The following is an 18,156-nucleotide window of genomic DNA, read 5'->3' on the forward strand; positions in this document are numbered from 1 at the left end:
GTGGCTGGCCGCGCAGTTCCCCGCGCCCCTGGGGGGCTGACGTGCGTCGTCGGCTGCGGGCCGGTGGGGGCCGGCCGCGCAGTTCCCCGCGCCCCTGGGGGGGCGGACGTGCGTCGTCGGGTGCGGATCCGTCGTGGTCGGCCGCGCCGTTCCCCGCGCCCCTGACGGCGCCCCCCTACGGGGTCGGCGCCGTCGGGCGGCGCATCAGCGTGCGGATCGGATGCCACAGCTCCGACGCCAGCGCGTCCACCCCCGGCGCCGTACGCCATATGAGCCCATCGGGATGGTGCAGGACGGCCGTGACCTCGTCCGGCGTAGGAGGCTGCCCGTTGCCGCGCAGATACACCGCCCGCAACCCCAGGTTGCGCAACCGCGTCAGCGCGCGGGCGCGGTTGTGCGCATGCACCAGCACCCGCACCGACCCGGTGCCCGCGGCGAGCGGCCGGGGCAGGTTCAACGCCACCACGACCGTGCCGTTCGGCAGCTTGCAGAAGCCTCCTGCGGCCATTCCGTCATACCCCCGCGAGATCCGGTGTCAATAAGAGAGTCACAGGACGCACCTAAACACGATCGGCCGCGACCCGCCAGGGGGTCACGGCCGATCATGGTTTGACCTGCGAAAACGTCTCTTACTACTTCGCGGCGGAGACCTTCACGGAGATCGTCGAGCCGTCGCGGGCCTCCCGGACGATCGAGATCTTCGTGTTGGTGTCAGTGATCTTGACACCTCCGGTCGGGTTGGCGGTGTCGTAGTACGTGTTCGTGCGGTCGTTGAAAACCCGGTTGCCCGGCTGCGACTTGATCTTCGTCGCGACGTCCGCCTTGTGCAGCGTGAGACCGTCCGTCGGGTAGGTGCTGAACGGCGAGTCGTAGGACTGGATGCGGTTGCGCATCAGCGTGCCGTCGGTCCACTTCAGCGCCGTCGGGTGGGCGTCCACCGGCAGCAGCAGGCCGGTGCCCTTGTGCTGGCTGACGTTGTTGTCACGCTGGGAGGTGTCCCACTTCCAGATCAACAGACCGCTCTGGTAGGGGAAGTGCTCCACCCAGGACGGACGCGTGGACGCGAAACCGAAGTTGTACGGGCCGACCTTCAGGGTCTTGTCGTACGACACGTACTGACGGTTCTCCGCGATGTAGTACTGCGCGTACTCCTTGGTGAAGGACGCGCCGATACGGGAGAAGCCGTTGGACTTCCACGCCGCGTCGGCGGTCTCGGCGTCGTCCGAGAAGACCGCGGAGCCGTCGGCGGTGACGGTGATGCGGTCCGCCGCGAAGCCCGTCTGGGCCACGCCGCCGTCGGTGGAGTAGCGGAAGCGCAGGTCGAACTTCTGGCCCGCGTAGGCGTCGAGCGGGTACGACAGCTTGGTGTACGCGGCCGACGTGCCGGTCAGCGCGGGGCTGCCGCTGGCGTCACGCGGGATGGCCTGGCCGTCGACCGTTCCGTCGATGGCGGTCCACTTGGCGCCGCCGTCGGTGGAGACCTCGGTGTAGAGGTAGTCGAAGTCCGTCTCGATGTCGTAGTACCCGTCGAGCGTCAGCGTCGCCGCCGACTTGCCCGTGAGGTCCACGGAACGGGTCAGCGTGTTCTTGAGGTTGTTCGCGCTGCCGCTCCACCACTGCGTGGCGCCCTGCGCCGGGGGGACGACCTCGGTGGTGACCGCCTTCTTCGGCAGTTCGACCACCAGCGCCTGGGCCTTCTTGGTGTTGTACTCGGCCACGCCCAGCGTGTGGGAGGAGCGCGTCGCGGCCTTCGCCGTGTCGTACTTCAGCCAGCCGAGCTGCAGCTTGTCCCAGGCGGTCATGTCGCCGGGCAGGTCGCCGATGGCGTCCTTGCCGGTGCCGAGCCACGAACCGGAGGACATCAGCGTCCAGAACGCGGTGGAGTTCTCCGCCGTGTTGGTCGTGTCGTAGTGGTCCGGCAGACCGAGGTCGTGGCCGTACTCGTGGGCGAAGACGCCCAGTCCGCCGTTCTCCGGCTGGATCGTGTAGTCGCCGACCCAGATGCCGGAGTCGCCGATCTGCGCGCCGCCCATCTTGTTGCCCGTGGGGCCGGTGGCGCCGGCGTCCGTGCCGAACGCGTACCAGCGGTGGGCCCAGATCGCGTCCTCGCCCTGGGCGCCGCCGCCCGCGGACTCGTCCTCACCGGCGTGCACGATCTGGAAGTGGTCGATGTAGCCGTCGGGCTCGTTGAAGTTGCCGTCGCCGTCGAAGTCGTTGCGGTCCCACTTGTCGTAGGCGGACAGCTCGGACTTGATGTCGGCGTCGGACTTGCCGGCCGCCTTCTGGGCGTCGACCCAGGCGGTGACACCGTCGGCGACGGCGTTCCACGCGCAGGTGTCGGGGTCGCACTTGTTGGAGCCGTAGCGGGCCTCGTTGTAGGGGACCTTGACCCAGTCGGAGACCGTGCCGTCGATGGAGTAGCGGCCCGAGGACTGCTTCTCGTAGTACTTCTTCATCGACTCGACACCCTTGCCGGTGCCGAAGTAGAGGTCCTGGTAGTGCTTGGTGTTGTAGTCCGCCTTCCAGTCCGTGCTGTTGTCCTCGGCACGGTCCGGCTCGGCTATCTGGTTGTGCAGCGGTCCGGGGGTGCCGCCGTAGCGGCTGTCCACCTTGTCGCCGAACTCGACGAGGATCGTGAAGATCTCGTCGGTCTTCTCACGGCCGAGCTCCACGTACTTGCCGTTCTGGAGCTTCACGACCTGCGAACCGCCGCGCTTGACGGCCTTGGCGTCGCCGGAGATGACCCTCTTGAGGGCCTCCTCGCGCTGGGCTTCCTGACGGTCGGTCAGGGGCCCCTTGAGGTCGTGCTCGTGCTCGGCGTCGTCCCCGGCGCGGGCCGGGTCCTGCCGGTTCGCGGCCGCGGCCGGCTGGTCGCCGGCGTCGGCGGCCTGCGCCACCGCGAAGGTCGAGAACGTGGCGGCTGCCGCGGTGAGCGCGACACCCACTGCGGCTGCTCTGAACGTCCATGGTCTGCTGGTCACTTGATGCAGTCCTCCCTCACGCCCGGGCGCGCGGAAGGAGGGTGTCCAGGTTATGGAGTCCGCGCGCGCTCTATGCGCGTCACAAGTGACGACATTCGATCGGAGTTGAAGGAGAAAAGACAGACCTTGACTTGGACAGGTCAAGTGAGCTATGCGTCGGCTGTCCGGGGTCGCGTTCCGGTACCGGTCCGCTCACGGAGATCCGTGTACCGCTCAACAGGCGCGTTCGAAAGACGGGTTGGCAGAAGCCATGATTCCGTGCGCCCCCCGTGCACCGGCACCGTGGGTTAGGTCACGCTTACTGCTCGTTCCCCTCGGGCAGACAGGCGAATAGAGTCGGTTGGCGGCGCGCCGGATTTCCGGTGATTTGCCAAGCGACACCGTTGTCGCAGCCTTGTTTCTTATTCGCACCTCCCCCATGCGAGAGGCACCGGGGGGAGACCCCCACCCCGAGGACGGAACTGCCATGCCTCGTCCGACCGCCGCACAGCTCGCCTACGGTTCCTGCACCGTGCTCTTCTCCACGCTCGCCATGCTGCTGCTGTCACAGACGAGTTCGGGCCTGGGAGTCGTGATCATCGCGCTCTCCGCCCTCGTGCTCGGTCTCCTCGTGGCCATGACGGTGCCCGCACCGAAGCCCGCCGCGGCCGCGGCCGCCTCGCGCGCCGCCGGCTCGGAACAGCGCGTTCCGGAACCGCGGCTCTCGGCCCGGCGCGAGACCGTCGCCGCCGCGAGCGCGTCCGAGCCGATACGCGAACGCGCCTGAAGTCCGCAGTCCGGCACCTGCCGCCCGTCGTTCGCCGTCGGGCGGCTCAGCCGGTGCTGACCACCACGGTCTTGGCCGCCTTGTCGTGCAGCCCCTGCTTGTACGGCTTGTCGAAGAAGCTCCAGCCGCCGGCGATGGCGGTCCAGATGCACGCGCAGCAGAACGCGAACGGCACCCACAGCACCAGCGCGCGGACCAGTGAGGTCTGCACGGAGGGCGTGGAGCCGTTGTCGAGGTTCGCCACCCGCAGATGCAGCCACTTCTTGCCGAGGGTCTGTCCCGACCTGGTCGTCAGGAAGGTGTCGTACCCGACGTAGAGCAGCAGCGCGATGAGCGACTGCCCGAAGGACTTGCCGTACTGGATCTTGTCGGTGTCCACGTCGTACTCGTTGACACCGAAGCCCCAGGTCAGCAGCCACACCACGATGACGACGAGGATCATGTCGATGATCCGCGCAAGGACGCGTCTGCCGCTGTCGGCGAGCGGCGGCATCCCGGCGAGCGGGTCGTTGGTGTACGGGCCGCCGCCGTACGGGTCCCCGGCTCCGCCGCCGTAGGGCGGTGGTGCGGCGCCGGGAGGTGGCGGTGCTGCGCCGTACGGAGAACCGCCGTAGGGGGAGCCGCCGTACGGGGAGCCGCCGCTCTGACCGGGTGGCGGCTGTGGCGGCTGCGACTGCTGAGGCGGTGGCTGCTGCTTCTTGAACGGGTCCTCGTCCGGCGGCTTCTGGAACGGATCGTCGTCCGGAGGGGGCGGCGGCTCGGTGGTCATGTCCAGAGTGGACCGCGAACCCCACGGCCGCGCAACGGGTGGCGGCCGTCCGGGGTATCCGCCGGAGCGGCCGTCCGCAACGGTCCTCCGGTACGGCCGCCGGGTGCCGTCAGCCCGCGACGAACGTATGGGCCGCCTTGTCGTGCCAGCACTGGCGCCACGGGCGGTCGAACAGACCCCACACGACACCCACGACACCGATGACGAGCAGGCACGGGACGCTGTAGACGAGCCAGCGGCGCAGGGCCAGACCGAACGACGGCGGGTCGCCTCCCTCGATGTCCCGCACCTGGAGGCCGAACAGCTTCTTCCCGAGGGTGCGGCCCCACTTGGCGTTGGGCAGCGCCTCGTAGAGGACGCCGAACACGATCAGGACGGCGAGGACGATGCCGAGGTAGAGGGCGGTCGTGCCGTCCAGCAGCCACACCGTGACCGTCTCGCCGGAGAGCTTGGCCGCGTCGATCTTCTCGTTGACGTGGTCCATCGCCCGGGTGCCCAGCGGCACCGCCGCCGCGCCGGTGACCGCCGCCAGCACGAGCGTGTCCACGAGCCGGGCGGCGAACCGCTTCCCGAGCCCCGCCGGACGCGCTTCGGCCTGGGAGCGGACGACCGACTGGAAGGGGTCCTCCCGCACCGGCTTCCACGGCACGACGGGCTGGTCCTCGTCCGGCCCGGCCAGCCGGTGCACCTGCTGCGCCCAGGAGGGCTGTCCCCCGCCGAGACCCGCACTCATCGGCGCCTGCCGCGGAGTGGCGGCCTGCGGAGTTGCGGCTTGCGGAGTGGCCGGCTGGGGGGAGACGGCCTGCGGGGGAACGGTCGGGGTGGCCTGCTGCTGCGGGGCCGGGGCGGCGGGGGCCGGCTGCGCCGGGGCCGCGGGCTGGGCGGCGCCCAGGGGCTGCTGGGCCGCGGCCGACTGCGTACCGCGCTGCTGTTCCGCCCGCTGCGGCGTCCGCCGGAAGCTCATCGTGCCCTCGGCGACGAGGGGTTCGCGGGAGCCGGGGACGCCGGAGACGGCGGCCCCCGTGCCCGGGGTCTGCGCCCGCGCGGCTCCGGACGTGCCCGCGACATGCGCGCGCCCGGCACCCATGGCACCGGCCGAGCCCGTGGCACTCGCGGCGCCCGCCGCGCCGGCGGCACCCGTGGGGCGTACCGGTCCCGTGGGCCTGCGGAAGACCACCGTGCCGCCGGAGGGAGGAGGCATGGGCGCCCCGGGATCCCTCTCGGAGTCGGTCCCCTGGAAGGTGGCCGTACCGTCCGTGTGGTCCGACCTGCCGTCGGGCTGCGCGGCCGACTGGGCCGGGGGTGCGGGCTGCGGCTGCGGTGCGGCGGCCTGCGCCTGCGGCGCGGGCTGGGCCGACTGGGCCGGCTGCGCGGACTCCGACGGTACGCGCGGGTCCGGGGAACCCCAGCGGACCCGGCGGTCCGGATCGCCGCCGAAGCCGGTCTGCCGGGAGCGGTCGGCGCCCCACGCGGTGGCCGGTTCGGGGCGGCTGCCGTGCTGGGCCTCGGCGGGCGACGGGCCCGCGGCCGGCGACGGGCTCGCGGCGGGCGGGTCCTCGTCGAAGAAGTGCGGGCCCGTCTCCTCCGTGGACACGGGGGCGGGCTGCGCGTTCGCGGCCGGGGCGGGTGAGGCCGGTGAGGCGGCGGGGTCGCCGCCGGGCGCCGGCCGGCTGGTGCCCGGCACCCATGCGGCACCGTTCCAGTACCGGACATATCCAGGAATGGACGGGTCCGGGTAGTACCCCTCGCGGGGCCTGTCGTCGCCGGGGGCCGGGGTTGGGGCGCTCATGTCCGTCGTCCCGTATCTGCTCGGGGGTCGTGTTGAGCGTCCACATCTATCAGACGGGCGCAACCGCCACTGCCGCTCCTGGTGTACCTACCCCCTTCGAGCGCGGTTCCCCCACCATTTCCGGCCTCCGCGCGGTATACGCGGGACGGTCCGGGGACCCCGCGAAAAAAGTTCTCCGAACCGGCGTAATGCTGGGGCCCGCACGGCCTCTCCCCTCGTACGGGCCCGCCCCTCGGGTCCCGGACACGAGAGGAAGCGGCCCTCATGAGCAACGACGTGAACAACGATCTGAACGACGGCAGGAACGGCGGCAGGAGCAGCGACAGGGACAGGGACGGCGGCAGGGACAACAGCAGGGACAGCGACATGGTCGTGGTGGAACGGGAACTGGAGCTCAAGCTCGTACTGTCCCCCGAGCGCAGCATCCCCGTGCCGGCGCTGCTGAGTTACCACAGCGACGATCCGTACGCCGTGCACGTCACCTTCCACATCGGCTCCGACCACCCCGTGAGCTGGACCTTCGCGCGTGAACTGCTCGTCGAGGGGGTGTTCCGGCCGTGCGGGCACGGGGATGTGCGGGCGTGGCCGACGAAGGTCGGCGGGCGCGGCGTCGTGCTGATGGCGCTGAGTTCACCCGACGGGGACGCCCTGCTGGAGGCGCCCGCCGCGCAGGTGTCGGCGTGGCTGGAGCGCACGCTGCGGGCGGTCCCGCCGGGCACCGAGGCCGGCCGGCTCGGTCTCGACGACGGCCTCGCCGAGCTGCTCGCGCCGGCCCCGGCCGATGACCTGTGGCTGAGCGACCCGTGGCCCTCCGACGAGTCCGAGGACGGGGAATGAGAGGGAAGAGAGAGGGACGGGAGGGGAAAGTTCTGTCAGAAGAGTTTTCCCGGGTTCAGGATGCCCAGGGGGTCGAAGGCCGTTTTCACGGCCCGTTGCATCTCGACGCCGACCGGGCCGATCTCGCGGGCCAGCCACTCCTTCTTGAGGACGCCCACGCCGTGCTCGCCGGTGATCGTGCCGCCGAGTTCCAGACCGAGGGCCATGATCTCGTCGAAGGACTCGCGGGCGCGCCGGGACTCGTCGGGGTCGCTCGCGTCGAAGCAGACGGTCGGGTGGGTGTTGCCGTCGCCCGCGTGGGCCACGACCCCGATGGTCAGCCGGTACTTCTCGGCGATCCGGTCGACGCCTCGAAGCATCTCGGCGAGCCTGGAGCGCGGTACGCACACGTCGTCGATCATCGTCGTGCCCTTGACCGCCTCAAGACCCGTGAGGGACAGCCGGCGGGCCTGGAGGAGCAGTTCCGACTCGGCCGCGTCCTCCGCCGGTACGACCTGGGTGGCGCCCGCCGCCTCGCACAGCGCGCCGACCGCGGCGAGGTCCGCGGCGGGGTCGTGGGTGTCGAAGGCGGCGAGGAGCAGGGCCTCGGTGCTCTCCGGGAGGCCCATGTGCGCCATGTCGTTGACGGCCTTCACCGTGGTGCGGTCCATCAGTTCGAGCAGGGACGGCACATGGCCGCCCTCCATGATCCGGCAGACCGCGTCGCAGGCGGCCGACCCGGACGCGAACTCCGCGGCGAGGACGAGCTGCTGGGGTGGTTGCGGCTTCAGGGCGAGGGTGGCCCGTACGACGATGCCGAGTGAGCCCTCCGAGCCGACGAAGAGGCGCGTCAGGTCGTATCCGGCGACGCCCTTCGCCGTACGGCGGCCGGTCGACATCAGGCGGCCGTCGGCGAGGACGACGTCCAGGCCGAGGACGTACTCCGCCGTCACTCCGTACTTCACACAGCACAGGCCGCCCGAGGCCGTGCCGATGTTGCCGCCGATGGTGCACATCTCCCAGCTGGAGGGGTCCGGCGGGTAGTAGAGGCCGTGTTCGTTGACGGCGCGGGAGAGCGTGGCGTTGATGACGCCCGGCTCGACCACCGCGATCCGGTCGACGGGGCTGATCTCCAGGATGCGGTCCATCTTGGTCAGGGACAGCACGATGCAGCCGTCGGAGGCGTTGGCCGCCCCCGAGAGGCCGGTGCGGGCGCCCTGCGGGACCACCGGGACACGGAGTTCGGTCGCGGTGCGCATGACGTGCTGGACCTGTTCGACCGTGCGCGGCAGCACCACGACGGCGGGGGTGCCCGCCTCGCAGAAGCTGGCCATGTCGTTGGCGTACGAGCCGGTGATGTCCGGGTCGGTGAGGACCGCCTCGGCCGGCAGGCCTGTGAGGAGGTGTTCGGTGAGGCGCTCGGCGAGGTTCTCGGTGGGGTTTTGGGTGGGGTTCTGGGTGAGGTTCTGGGTGAGACGTTCGGGGGGGCTGCCCACCGCCACGGAGTCTTCATCGGGTCGGGCTTCGATACGGCTCATGATCACAGCGTCGCACTCGGGGCCATCGGTGTGAACCCCGCCCGCGCGAGGCTTTCCGTGCCGGGGTGGTGGCCGGGTGTGCTCTTCGTATGGACGCACAGTGATCGTCATGGACAGCGGTGTGAGGCGTGAGGTTCTGGTGCGGCGGGTGCTGGCCGCGGGCGTCGCGGGGTGCTTCGTGCTGGGAGGTGTGCTGGTCGTCATGCCCGACGACGAGCGCCGGCCGCCGCCCTCCCCCGGGCCCCTGGCGCGGGCCGTGACCGCGGTCGGCACCGGGGCACCCGCCTCGCTGCCCGACCTGGTGGCGCTGATCAGTGACCGCGAGGCGCATCTGCGGGCCCATCCGGGTGATGTGCGGTCGTGGGCCGAGCTGGGCACCGCGTATGTGGAACGGGGGCGGCGGACCGCCGAGCCGCAGTTCTATCCGAAGGCCGACACCGCGTTGCGTACGTCGCTGAAGGGGCGTCCGAAGGGGAACACCGAGGCGCTGAGCGGGATGGCCGCGCTCGCCGACGCGCGGCACGACTTCCGGGCCGCGCGGGGGTGGGCAGAGGCGGCGGTGGCCTCCTCGCCGAAGCGGTGGTCCGTGTATCCGGGGCTGATCGACGCGTATCGGGGGCTCGGGGACTACAAGAGTGCTCGGCGGGCGCTGGCCAAGCTGGTCGAGCTTCCCTCGGGGAGTGGCGGGGGTCCCTCGGGAGGTGGCGGGTCGGGGAACGGGGGGCCTCGTGCGCAGGTGCTGGTGCGGGCCGGGCTCGTCTATCGGGACCGGGGGTGGCGGGAGGACTCCGCTGCCGCGCTGTCCGATGCGGCGGCGCTCGCCGTTGCCCCCGCTGAGCGGGCCGACTGTCTTGTACGGGTCGGGGAGTCGGCCTGGGAACGCGGGGAGGCCGCCGAGTCGCTGCGTGCGTTCGAGGCCGCGTTGCGGGCCGATCCCGGGGAGCACGCAGCGCGGGCCGGGCAGGGGCGGGCGCTGGCCGCGCTGGGGCGGGACTCGGAGGCGCTGCGCGCGTATCAGTCCGCACTGGCGAAGCAGCCGTTGCCTCGGTACGCGCTGGAGTTGGGCGAGTTGTACGAGTCGCTGGGGCTGGGCGGGGCCGCGCGGGCCCAGTACGACGTGTTGCGGGCGCGGGTGCGGGAGGGGGACGCGGCCGGAGTGAACGAGGAGCTGGTGCTCGGGCTCTTCGAGGCCGATCACGGGGATGCGGGGGGTGCGGTGCGGCGGTTGCGGGGTGAGTGGGGCCGGCATCCTTCGGCGGCTGTCGCCGATGCGCTGGGGTGGGCGTTGCATCGGGACGGGAAGGACAAGGAGGCCCTCGGGTTCGCCACCCGGGCCACGGATCGGGTGCGTGGGGGTGGGGCTCGGGTTGCCTTGTACTCGTTCCACCGGGGGGTGATCGAGCGGGCCGTGGGGAACGACTCGGGGGCTCGGCGGCATCTGGGGGAAGCGTTGCGGATCAGTCCGGTGTTCTCGCCGCTGTTGGTGCCTGTGGCTTTGCGGGCGCTGGAGGAACTGGGGGAGGCCGAGCCTCGGCCTTCGGGGGTGTTGCGGTAGGCGGTGGGGCGTGGTGGTCCGTGGTGGGGCGGGGCGCGGCGGCCGGGAGTCGTGGGTCGGGGCCGTGCCGGTACGTCGAGTCCGCCGCCTCCCGGGTGTACTGCCCCAAGGAGGGGAAGCGGGCGTTGTTTGCAGGAGCCCTATGCGGCGGACTGCGACGTACCGGCACGGCCCGCTCCCGTCGTGTGCCGGGTGCGGGACGTACCGGCATGGCCCGCTCCCGTTGTGTGCCGAGTGCGGGACGTACCGGCACGGCCCGCTCCCGTCGTCCGCCGGGTGCGGGCCGTGCGTGGTGGAGGGCTCTTGATCAGAGGTTGCCCCGGCGTTCCTGCTCTCGTTCGATCGCCTCGAAGAGCGCCTTGAAGTTGCCCTTGCCGAAGCCCATGGAGCCGTGGCGTTCGATCATCTCGAAGAAGACCGTCGGCCTGTCCTGGACCGGCTTCGTGAAGATCTGGAGCAGGTAGCCGTCCTCGTCCCGGTCCACGAGGATCTTCAGTTCGCGGAGCGTTTCCACGGGGACCCTCGTCTCGCCCGCCCATTCGCCGAGGGTGTCGTAGTAGGAGTCCGGGGTGTCGAGGAACTGGACGCCCGCCGCGCGCATCGTGCGGACCGTGTTGACGATGTCGTTGGTGTTCAGGGCGATGTGCTGGACGCCCGCGCCGCCGTAGAACTCCAGGTACTCGTCGATCTGTGACTTCTTCTTGGCGATGGCCGGCTCGTTGATCGGGAACTTGACCTTGAGCGTGCCGTCGGCCACGACCTTGGACATCAGGGCGCTGTACTCGGTCGCGATGTCGTCGCCCACGAACTCCTTCATGTTCGTGAAGCCCATGACCTTGTTGTAGAAGCCGACCCATTCGTTCATCCGGCCGAGTTCCACGTTGCCCACGCAGTGGTCGACGGCCTGGAAGGTGCGCCGGGTGGGGGGTTCGACGATCGGGGCGGCGGCCGCGTACCCGGGGAGGTACGGGCCGTCGTAGCCCGTGCGCTCCACCAGGGTGTGGCGGGTCTTGCCGTAGGTGGCGATCGCGGCCAGGACCACCGTGCCGTGTTCGTCCTTCACGTCGTGCGGCTCGGTGAGGGGCTTCGCTCCGTGTTCCACGGCGTACGCGAAGGCCGCGCGTGCGTCGGGGACCTCGATGGCCAGGTCGACGACTCCGTCGCCGTGCTCCGCCACGTGCTCGGCGAGGAAGGTGCCCCAGGGGGTGGTGGGCTTGATGACCGAGGTGAAGACGAAACGGGCGGAGCCGTTCTCCAGGACGTAGCTCGCGGTCTCCCGGCTGCCGTTCTCCGGTCCGGAGTACGCGACCAGCTGCATGCCGAAGGCCGTGGAGTAGTAGTGCGCCGCCTGCTTGGCGTTGCCCACGGCGAAGACGACCGCATCCATTCCCTTGACCGGGAAGGGGTCTGCCTGCCGCGCGGTGTGAGGGGTGTGGTGCGTGGTCTGAGTCATGGGCGCAGACTCTCGCCCTTCAGCAAGGTGCGCAATAGTTTGCGATTTGGCTGGGCAATATGTTCAGCGGAGAGCTGGTTCATGCGTACTTCTTGTACAGGGTGACCATCGTGGAGGTGTTTGTGGGGATCGATCGTTTGGACGGGCGGCTTCTCGTGCTGCTCGCCGAGGAGCCCCGGATCGGGGTGCTGGAGATGTCCCGGCGGCTCGGGGTCGCGCGCGGGACCGTGCAGGCGCGGCTGGACCGGCTTCAGTCGAATGGAGTCATCCGCGGATTCGGTCCGCAGGTGGATCCCACGGCCCTCGGATATCCCGTCACCGCTTTCGCGACCCTGCAGATCCGGCAGGGGCAAGGCGCGGACGTACGGGCGCACTTGGCGACCGTGCCGGAGGTGCTGGAGCTGCACACGACCACGGGTGGCGGGGACATGCTGTGCCGGCTCGTGGCCCGGTCCAACGCCGATCTTCAACGGGTGATCGACCGGGTTGTCGGTTTTGATGGCATCGTCCGGGCCTCCACGGCGATCGTCATGGAGAACCCCGTTCCGCTGCGGATCATCCCGCTGGTGGAGCAGGCGGCCAGGGACGACGACGGCTGAACGACCGGGCTACCGAGTGAGGTGACAGCGGTGAACTTCTGGGAGTACCTCGGCAGTCGTCATCAGCAGCTCCTCGCCGACGCGTTCCAGCATGCGAGCGCCGTGTTCCAGTGCATGGTCGTCGCCACCGTCGTGGGGGTGGTGATCGGGGTCGTCACCTATCGCAGCGACTGGGCCGGGAACCTCGCCACGATCACCACGGCGACCCTGCTGACCATTCCCTCGCTCGCCATGATCGGTCTGCTGATCCCGGTGGTGGGGCTGGGTGTTCCGCCCACCGTGATCGCGCTCACCCTGTACGGGCTGCTGCCGATCGTGCGCAACTCGATCGTGGGCCTGCGCGGGGTCGATCCGTCGCTGGTGGACGCGGCGACCGGTATCGGGATGTCGCGGCTCGCCCGGCTCGTGCGCGTCGAGCTGCCGCTGGCCTGGCCGCCGATCCTGACCGGGATCCGGGTCTCCACGCAGATGCTGATGGGGATCGCCGCCATCGCCGCGTACGCCTCCGGACCCGGGCTCGGCAATGAGATCTTCCGCGGTATCGCCTCCCTGGGCAGCAAGAACGCGCTCAACCAAGTCCTCGCGGGCACGCTCGGGATCATCGTCCTGGCGCTGCTGTTCGATGCCGCGTACGTCCTCGTCGGACGGCTGACCATCCCTAGGGGGATTCGTGTCTGAGACAGCTGGGGCAGCAGGGGCGACCGAGGGCCCGGGGACCGTGGAAGGGGCGCGGGACGGTGGGGGCGGGCGTGAGGCGACCGGGGCCACCATCCGGCTGGAGAGCTTGAGCAAGCGGTATCCGGGGAATTCCGATCCCGCCGTGGACAGCGTCAACATGGAGATCAACGCCGGTGAGCTGGTGGTGCTGGTCGGGCCTTCCGGGTGCGGGAAGTCCACCACCCTGAAGATGATCAACCGGTTGATCGAGCCCACGGGCGGGCGCATCCGCATCGGTGGCGAGGACGTCACCCACATGGACCCCGTGAAGCTGCGGCGCAAGATCGGGTACGCCATCCAGTCCTCGGGGCTCTTCCCGCACATGACCGTCGCCCAGAACATCGGGCTCGTACCGAAGATGGTCGGCTGGTCGAAGGCCCGGACCGCCGAGCGGGTCGAGGAGATGCTGGATCTGGTCGGGCTCGATGCCGGGGAGTTCCACGGGCGGTATCCGCGGCAGTTGTCCGGTGGTCAGCAGCAGCGGGTGGGGGTGGCGCGGGCGCTGGCAGCCGATCCGCCCGTGCTGTTGATGGACGAGCCGTTCGGTGCCGTCGATCCCATCACCCGCGATCATTTGCAGGATGAACTGATCCGGCTGCAGCACGAGTTGCACAAGACGATCGTCTTCGTCACGCACGACTTCGACGAGGCCATCAAGCTCGGTGACCGGATCGCGGTGCTGCGGGAGCAGTCGCACATCGCGCAGTTCGACACCCCGGAGGCGATCCTCACCAACCCCGCCGACGACTTCGTGTCCGGGTTCGTGGGCGCGGGCGCCGCCCTGAAGCGGCTGAACCTGACGCGCGTACGGGATGTGGAGATCACCGACTATCCGACGGTGACCGTCGACGATCCGCTGCAGGACATCTTCAACAAGATCCGGGCGAGCGGTACGAACGAGATCCTGCTGCTCGACCGGCGGGGGCGGCCCTACAAATGGCTGCGGCGCGGGGATCTCATGAGGGCGCGGGGTTCGCTGGCCAGGGCCGGCACCCTGGTGAACGACACGGTGACCCGGGACGCGACGCTGCGGGACGCGCTGGAGGCCGTGCTCACGGACAACGCGGGGCGGGTCGTGGTGACCGGGCGGCGCGGCGAGTACACCGGCGTGGTGGACATGGAGACGCTGATGAACTCCGTACAGGAGATGCTGGAGGCCGACCGGCTCGACGCGATGGAGCACCAGCACGAGCTGGAGGAGGCCCGCACCGAGCAGACCCGTCATGAGCAGGAGGGTGTGGGTGGCGGCGGGGAGGGTGAGGCGTGAGCACTCCCACTCCCCCTCCTGGTCCCGGGACCCCCCGCGACGGTGACGGCGGCGGCGACTCGGATGGCCGGCGCGGTCGTACGCGTACGGCCGGCGGTGGCGGCGGCGCAGGCAGTGGCGGCGCAGGCAGTGGCGGGGTGCGGGACGCCGGCCCGGAGGCCGGGCGGGAAGCCGCGTTCGAAGGGGATCCCGCCGCGCCCACCGCCCCCTCGCGGGCGTCCGGCATCGGCTGGCGGAAGCTGACCTTCCTGCCCGCCGTGCTCGTCGTCGGGCTGCTCTGCACCTGGCTCTGGTTCCGTCAGGCGGATCTCGACCCGCTCTCCGAGAACGCGCTCAGCAACGGGCAGGTGTGGAAGGCCCTGCGCCAGCACATCGAACTGACCGTGATCTCCACGTTCTTCGTGCTGATCATCGCGATTCCGCTGGGCGTCCTGCTGACGCGCGGCGCCTTGCGCAAGGCGACCCCCGTCGTCATGACCTTCGCCAACATGGGGCAGGCCACCCCCGCGATCGGGCTGCTCGCCCTGCTGGTGATCTGGCTGGGCATCGGCCGCAGGGCGGCGCTGATCGGCATCATCGCGTACGCCGTCCTGCCGGTCCTGTCGAACACGATCGCCGGGCTGAAGGCGAACGACCCGACGCTCCTGGAGGCCGCCCGGGGCATCGGCATGTCCCCACTGGGCGTGCTGAGCCGCATCGAACTCCCGCTGGCCGTCCCGCTGATCCTCGCCGGTGTGCGGACCGCGCTCGTCCTGAACGTGGGCACGGCCACGCTCGCCACGTTCGGCGGAGGCGGCGGTCTGGGCGTGCTGATCACGACCGGGATCACCAATCAGCGGATGCCGGTGCTGGTCCTCGGCTCGATCCTGACCGTCGCACTGGCCCTGCTGGTCGACTGGCTGGCGTCCCTGGCCGAGCTCCTGCTCAGCCCGCGCGGACTGGAGGCGGGCTCATGAGACGTATCACGTCGGTTACGGGTCCGGTGGCGGCGCTCGCCCTGCTGGCGGCGGTGTCCGGGTGCGGGCTGACCAGCGGTTCGCCCATGGTCGACGATGTGAAACCGGGGTCGGTCGGCAAGGGACAGCCGCTCAAGGGCGCCGATCTGACCGTGACGTCCAAGGAGTTCACCGAGCAGCTCATCCTCGGCGCGATCATGGGCATCGCCTTCCAGGCGGCCGGCGCGGACGTCCTCGACCGCACGGGCATCCAGGGGTCGATCGGCTCCCGGGAAGCGGTCAAGAACGGGGACGCGGACGCCGGTTACGAGTACACCGGCACCGCCTGGATCACCTACCTGGGCAACAGCGACCCCATCGCCGATCCGCAGAAGCAGTGGGAGGCCGTGCGCGAGGCCGACCGGAAGAACGGGCTGACCTGGCTGCCCCCCTCGAAGCTGAACAATACGTACGCGCTCGCCATGAACCAGGCCAACTACAAGAAGTACGGCACGAAGACGCTCTCGGAGGTGGCCGCCCTCGCCAAGAAGGACCCCAAGGCCGTCACGCTCTGCGTGGAGAGCGAGTTCGCCAACCGGGCGGACGGGCTGCCCGGCATGGAGAAGGCGTACGGCATGAAAGTGCCGAGCGGGAACATCACGCAGATGGACACCGGGATCATCTACACCCAGGTGCGCAAGGGCAGTTGCACCTACGGGGAGGTCTTCACCACCGACGGGCGCATCAAGTCCATGAACCTCGCCGTGATGGCGGACGACAAGAAGTTCTTCCCCAACTACAACGTGGCCCCGCAGATCAACACGAAGGCCCTGAAGAAGTACCCGGCGATCGCCGAGGTCCTGGCCCCGATCACGAAGCGGCTCGACAACGACGTGGCGCAGGAGCTGAACGCCAAGGTCGACGTCGACGGCGAGGATCCGCACGCGGTGGCGCTGGACTGGATGAAGAAGGAGGGCTTCGTCAAGGAGGGCTGAGTGCCCGACCGGCGGGGCTCAGCAGGAGGGAACCGAGCCCTTGCCCTTCTCCAGCGCCACCAGGGAGTCGACGGCACCCTTGAGCGTCGTCACCGGGATGAGGCGCAGCCCCTTCGGCAGCTCCGACTTCGCGTCCGAGCACTCCGCCTTCGGGACCAGGAAGACCGTGGCGCCGTCGCGGCGGGCCGCCTGCGTCTTGAGGGCCACTCCCCCGACCGCGCCGACCTTCCCGTCGGCGTCGATGGTTCCCGTGCCCGCGATGACCCGGCCGCCCGTGAGGTCGCCGCCGCTGCCGTCGCCGTCCAGCTTGTCGACGATGCCGAGGGAGAAGAGGAGGCCTGCGCTCGGGCCGCCCACGTCGGCGAGCTTCAGGGTGACCTCGATGTCGTCCGACGTCCCGCCGAGCTGGTCCAGCGCCGCCTCGGTGGCGGTGTCCTGGGACTTCTTCATCTCCTCGGCGTTGTACTCCTCGATCTCCTTGACGCTGTCGCCGCTCGGGTAGACCGAGTCGCGCGGCATCACGGCACGGTCCGTACGGAACCAGCCGTCGAGGACGTCACCCAGGCTGACGTCCGTGTCCGGGCCCGTCGCCTCGATGGTCGTCATCCGCAGCTGCCCGCTCGTGTCACGGGCCTTCGCACCGGAGATCGTGATCACCGGGTCGCCCTTGTTCTCACCGAGCACATCCGCCGTCATCCCGGGCTGAGCCAACGCGAACGGCAACGGCGCGAACACCGCCACGGCGAACAGCCCCACGACAGGCAGCGCACACAGAGCGACGAAGCGGGGACGCGAGAGCCGAATGAAACCAGAGAGACGAGAAGCCACGGCATCAATCTAACGGAGAGCAAGATTTCGCTGTCCGGGGGCGCGGGGAACGGCGCAGTCGTTGGCTTTTAGGGGCGCGGGGAACGGCGCAATCCTTTGCCTTTCAGGGGCGCGGGGAACGGCGCAGTCTTTCGCTCCTGGGGGCGCGGGGAACGGCGCAGCCTTTTAGGGGCGCGGGGAACGGCGCGATCTTTTAGGGGCGCGGGGAACTGCGCGACCAGCCACAGCGAACCCGCAGCCGACCCACGCCCCCCCGACCCCCACCCCGGCCTCACACCCCGCCAGGGTCACCGCAACGCGTCAGCCACTTCCCGCGCAGCATCGACAACCCGCGGCCCCACCCGCTCAGGCACGGCGTCAGCCAACATCACCACCCCCACACTCCCCTCCACCCCCGTCACACCGATCAGCGCCGCCGCGGCCCCACTCGCCCCGGCCTCCAGCTCCCCATGCGTAAGGGTGTAGCCGAGCTCCCCGTCCACACCCCCGGCCCGCGCGGCGAGAATCGCCTTCCCGGCGGCCCCCCGTTCCAGCGGATGCCGGAACCCGGCCCGGTAGGCCACGTGATAGTCCGTCCACGTCGGCTCGACCACGGCGACGGCGAGCGCCTCCGTACCGTCGACCAGCGTGAGGTGCGCGGTCGCCCCGATGTCCTCGGCCAGCGACCGCAGCGCGGGCAGCGCGGCCTCGCGCACCAGCGGATGGACCTGTCGGCCGAGCCGCAGCACGCCGAGCCCGACCCGGGCACGGCCGCCCAGGTCACGGCGTACGAGGGCGTGCTGCTCCAGCGTGGCGAGCAACCGGTACACAACGGTCCGGTTGACTCCGAGTTTGTTGGACAGCTCGGTGACGGTCAGACCGTGGTCGGTGTCGGCGAGCAGCTTGAGGACGCGCAGTCCCCGGTCGAGCGTCTGGGAGGTTTCCGCGGTCACGACGCCCACTCCTTAGTGGTGAGGGTCGGCGACCCCCTACGCGGCGGATGCGCCACCGGTCCCATCGGCGACGCGCGTCAGAGGCCGCCGGTCGGCTGCGTCCCGGGTACTCCCGGGCGGGCACCGGCTGCGCTCCGCGGCGGCGCTGCCACGGGGCGTGTGCGTAGCGGGACAGTAGCGAGCTGGTTCGCTCAGCGGAAGGCTCCGTCCAGAATC

Annotated in this window: 16 protein-coding genes; 8 read left to right on the top strand and 8 right to left on the bottom strand. The window is 70.3% G+C overall.

The annotated features are described in order from the left end of the window. Nucleotides 1-175 precede the first annotated feature (175 nt). Both ACFWGJ_RS16350 and ACFWGJ_RS16355 read right to left on the bottom strand, forming a co-directional pair. Entirely contained in the window at nucleotides 176-508 is a 333-nt protein-coding gene (locus tag ACFWGJ_RS16350; protein ID WP_387324566.1) for a hypothetical protein, read from the bottom strand. A 124-nt stretch (nucleotides 509-632) separates the two neighbouring features. Next, a complete protein-coding gene (locus ACFWGJ_RS16355; RefSeq protein WP_387324569.1) occupies nucleotides 633-2,981 on the bottom strand; it encodes an immune inhibitor A domain-containing protein in 2,349 nt (782 codons plus the stop codon). Nucleotides 2,982-3,447: 466 nt separating this feature from the next. On the opposite strand from ACFWGJ_RS16355, the gene ACFWGJ_RS16360 reads away from it, so the two are divergent. Further along, nucleotides 3,448-3,747, top strand: a complete 300-nt coding sequence (locus ACFWGJ_RS16360) for a hypothetical protein (RefSeq protein WP_381833724.1) — start codon at nucleotides 3,448-3,450, stop codon at nucleotides 3,745-3,747. Between the two features lie 46 nt (nucleotides 3,748-3,793). Here ACFWGJ_RS16360 and ACFWGJ_RS16365 read toward each other — a convergent pair whose 3' ends face one another. Further along, nucleotides 3,794-4,516: an RDD family protein gene (locus ACFWGJ_RS16365; protein ID WP_387324572.1), complete on the bottom strand. Its 723-nt coding sequence runs from the start codon at nucleotides 4,514-4,516 to the stop codon at nucleotides 3,794-3,796. A 109-nt stretch (nucleotides 4,517-4,625) separates the two neighbouring features. Further along, nucleotides 4,626-6,305 (bottom strand): RDD family protein, encoded by a 1,680-nt coding sequence (locus ACFWGJ_RS16370; protein ID WP_387324575.1) that lies wholly within the window; start codon nucleotides 6,303-6,305, stop codon nucleotides 4,626-4,628. 366 nt (nucleotides 6,306-6,671) lie between these two features. Here ACFWGJ_RS16370 and ACFWGJ_RS16375 point away from each other — a divergent pair, with 366 nt between their 5' ends. After that, nucleotides 6,672-7,142 carry an SsgA family sporulation/cell division regulator gene (locus ACFWGJ_RS16375; RefSeq protein WP_387324607.1) on the top strand — a complete coding sequence of 157 codons (471 nt, stop codon included), beginning with the start codon at nucleotides 6,672-6,674 and terminating at the stop codon, nucleotides 7,140-7,142. A 35-nt stretch (nucleotides 7,143-7,177) separates the two neighbouring features. On the opposite strand, the gene ACFWGJ_RS16380 is transcribed toward ACFWGJ_RS16375, so the two are convergent. Continuing rightward, nucleotides 7,178-8,665 carry an FAD-binding oxidoreductase gene (locus ACFWGJ_RS16380; protein ID WP_387324578.1) on the bottom strand — a complete coding sequence of 496 codons (1,488 nt, stop codon included), beginning with the start codon at nucleotides 8,663-8,665 and terminating at the stop codon, nucleotides 7,178-7,180. A 103-nt stretch (nucleotides 8,666-8,768) separates the two neighbouring features. Between ACFWGJ_RS16380 and ACFWGJ_RS16385 the strand changes: the two genes are divergently transcribed. Continuing rightward, complete coding sequence (locus ACFWGJ_RS16385; protein ID WP_387324580.1) at nucleotides 8,769-10,214, top strand: tetratricopeptide repeat protein; 1,446 nt, start codon at nucleotides 8,769-8,771, stop codon at nucleotides 10,212-10,214. Between the two features lie 307 nt (nucleotides 10,215-10,521). Here ACFWGJ_RS16385 and hppD read toward each other — a convergent pair whose 3' ends face one another. Further along, nucleotides 10,522-11,667 carry a 4-hydroxyphenylpyruvate dioxygenase gene (gene hppD / locus ACFWGJ_RS16390; protein ID WP_387324582.1) on the bottom strand — a complete coding sequence of 382 codons (1,146 nt, stop codon included), beginning with the start codon at nucleotides 11,665-11,667 and terminating at the stop codon, nucleotides 10,522-10,524. 122 nt (nucleotides 11,668-11,789) lie between these two features. Here hppD and ACFWGJ_RS16395 point away from each other — a divergent pair, with 122 nt between their 5' ends. From ACFWGJ_RS16395 to ACFWGJ_RS16415, 5 genes are all read left to right on the top strand, one after another. Further along, complete coding sequence (locus ACFWGJ_RS16395) at nucleotides 11,790-12,266, top strand: Lrp/AsnC family transcriptional regulator (protein ID WP_107016413.1); 477 nt, start codon at nucleotides 11,790-11,792, stop codon at nucleotides 12,264-12,266. A 30-nt stretch (nucleotides 12,267-12,296) separates the two neighbouring features. Continuing rightward, nucleotides 12,297-12,944: an ABC transporter permease gene (locus tag ACFWGJ_RS16400; protein ID WP_385833431.1), complete on the top strand. Its 648-nt coding sequence runs from the start codon at nucleotides 12,297-12,299 to the stop codon at nucleotides 12,942-12,944. A gap of 40 nt (nucleotides 12,945-12,984) precedes the next feature. Continuing rightward, nucleotides 12,985-14,250, top strand: coding sequence for a betaine/proline/choline family ABC transporter ATP-binding protein (locus ACFWGJ_RS16405; protein ID WP_387324610.1), 1,266 nt, complete (start codon nucleotides 12,985-12,987; stop codon nucleotides 14,248-14,250). Nucleotides 14,251-14,387: 137 nt separating this feature from the next. Then, complete coding sequence (locus ACFWGJ_RS16410; protein WP_387324613.1) at nucleotides 14,388-15,206, top strand: ABC transporter permease; 819 nt, start codon at nucleotides 14,388-14,390, stop codon at nucleotides 15,204-15,206. Further along, nucleotides 15,203-16,180, top strand: a complete 978-nt coding sequence (locus tag ACFWGJ_RS16415; protein WP_387324584.1) for a glycine betaine ABC transporter substrate-binding protein — start codon at nucleotides 15,203-15,205, stop codon at nucleotides 16,178-16,180. The genes ACFWGJ_RS16410 and ACFWGJ_RS16415 overlap by 4 nt, the downstream gene beginning before the upstream one ends. 18 nt (nucleotides 16,181-16,198) lie before the next feature. Here the strand turns inward: ACFWGJ_RS16415 and ACFWGJ_RS16420 are convergent, their stop codons facing one another. Together ACFWGJ_RS16420 and ACFWGJ_RS16425 are read right to left on the bottom strand one after the other, a co-directional pair. Continuing rightward, nucleotides 16,199-16,936 (bottom strand): S16 family serine protease, encoded by a 738-nt coding sequence (locus ACFWGJ_RS16420; protein WP_387324586.1) that lies wholly within the window; start codon nucleotides 16,934-16,936, stop codon nucleotides 16,199-16,201. Between the two features lie 359 nt (nucleotides 16,937-17,295). After that, nucleotides 17,296-17,940 carry an IclR family transcriptional regulator gene (locus tag ACFWGJ_RS16425; protein ID WP_381833505.1) on the bottom strand — a complete coding sequence of 215 codons (645 nt, stop codon included), beginning with the start codon at nucleotides 17,938-17,940 and terminating at the stop codon, nucleotides 17,296-17,298. Between the last annotated feature and the right edge of the window lie 216 nt (nucleotides 17,941-18,156).

It is taken from the genome of Streptomyces sp. NPDC060205 (assembly GCF_042728395.1).
GTDB lineage: Bacteria > Actinomycetota > Actinomycetes > Streptomycetales > Streptomycetaceae > Streptomyces.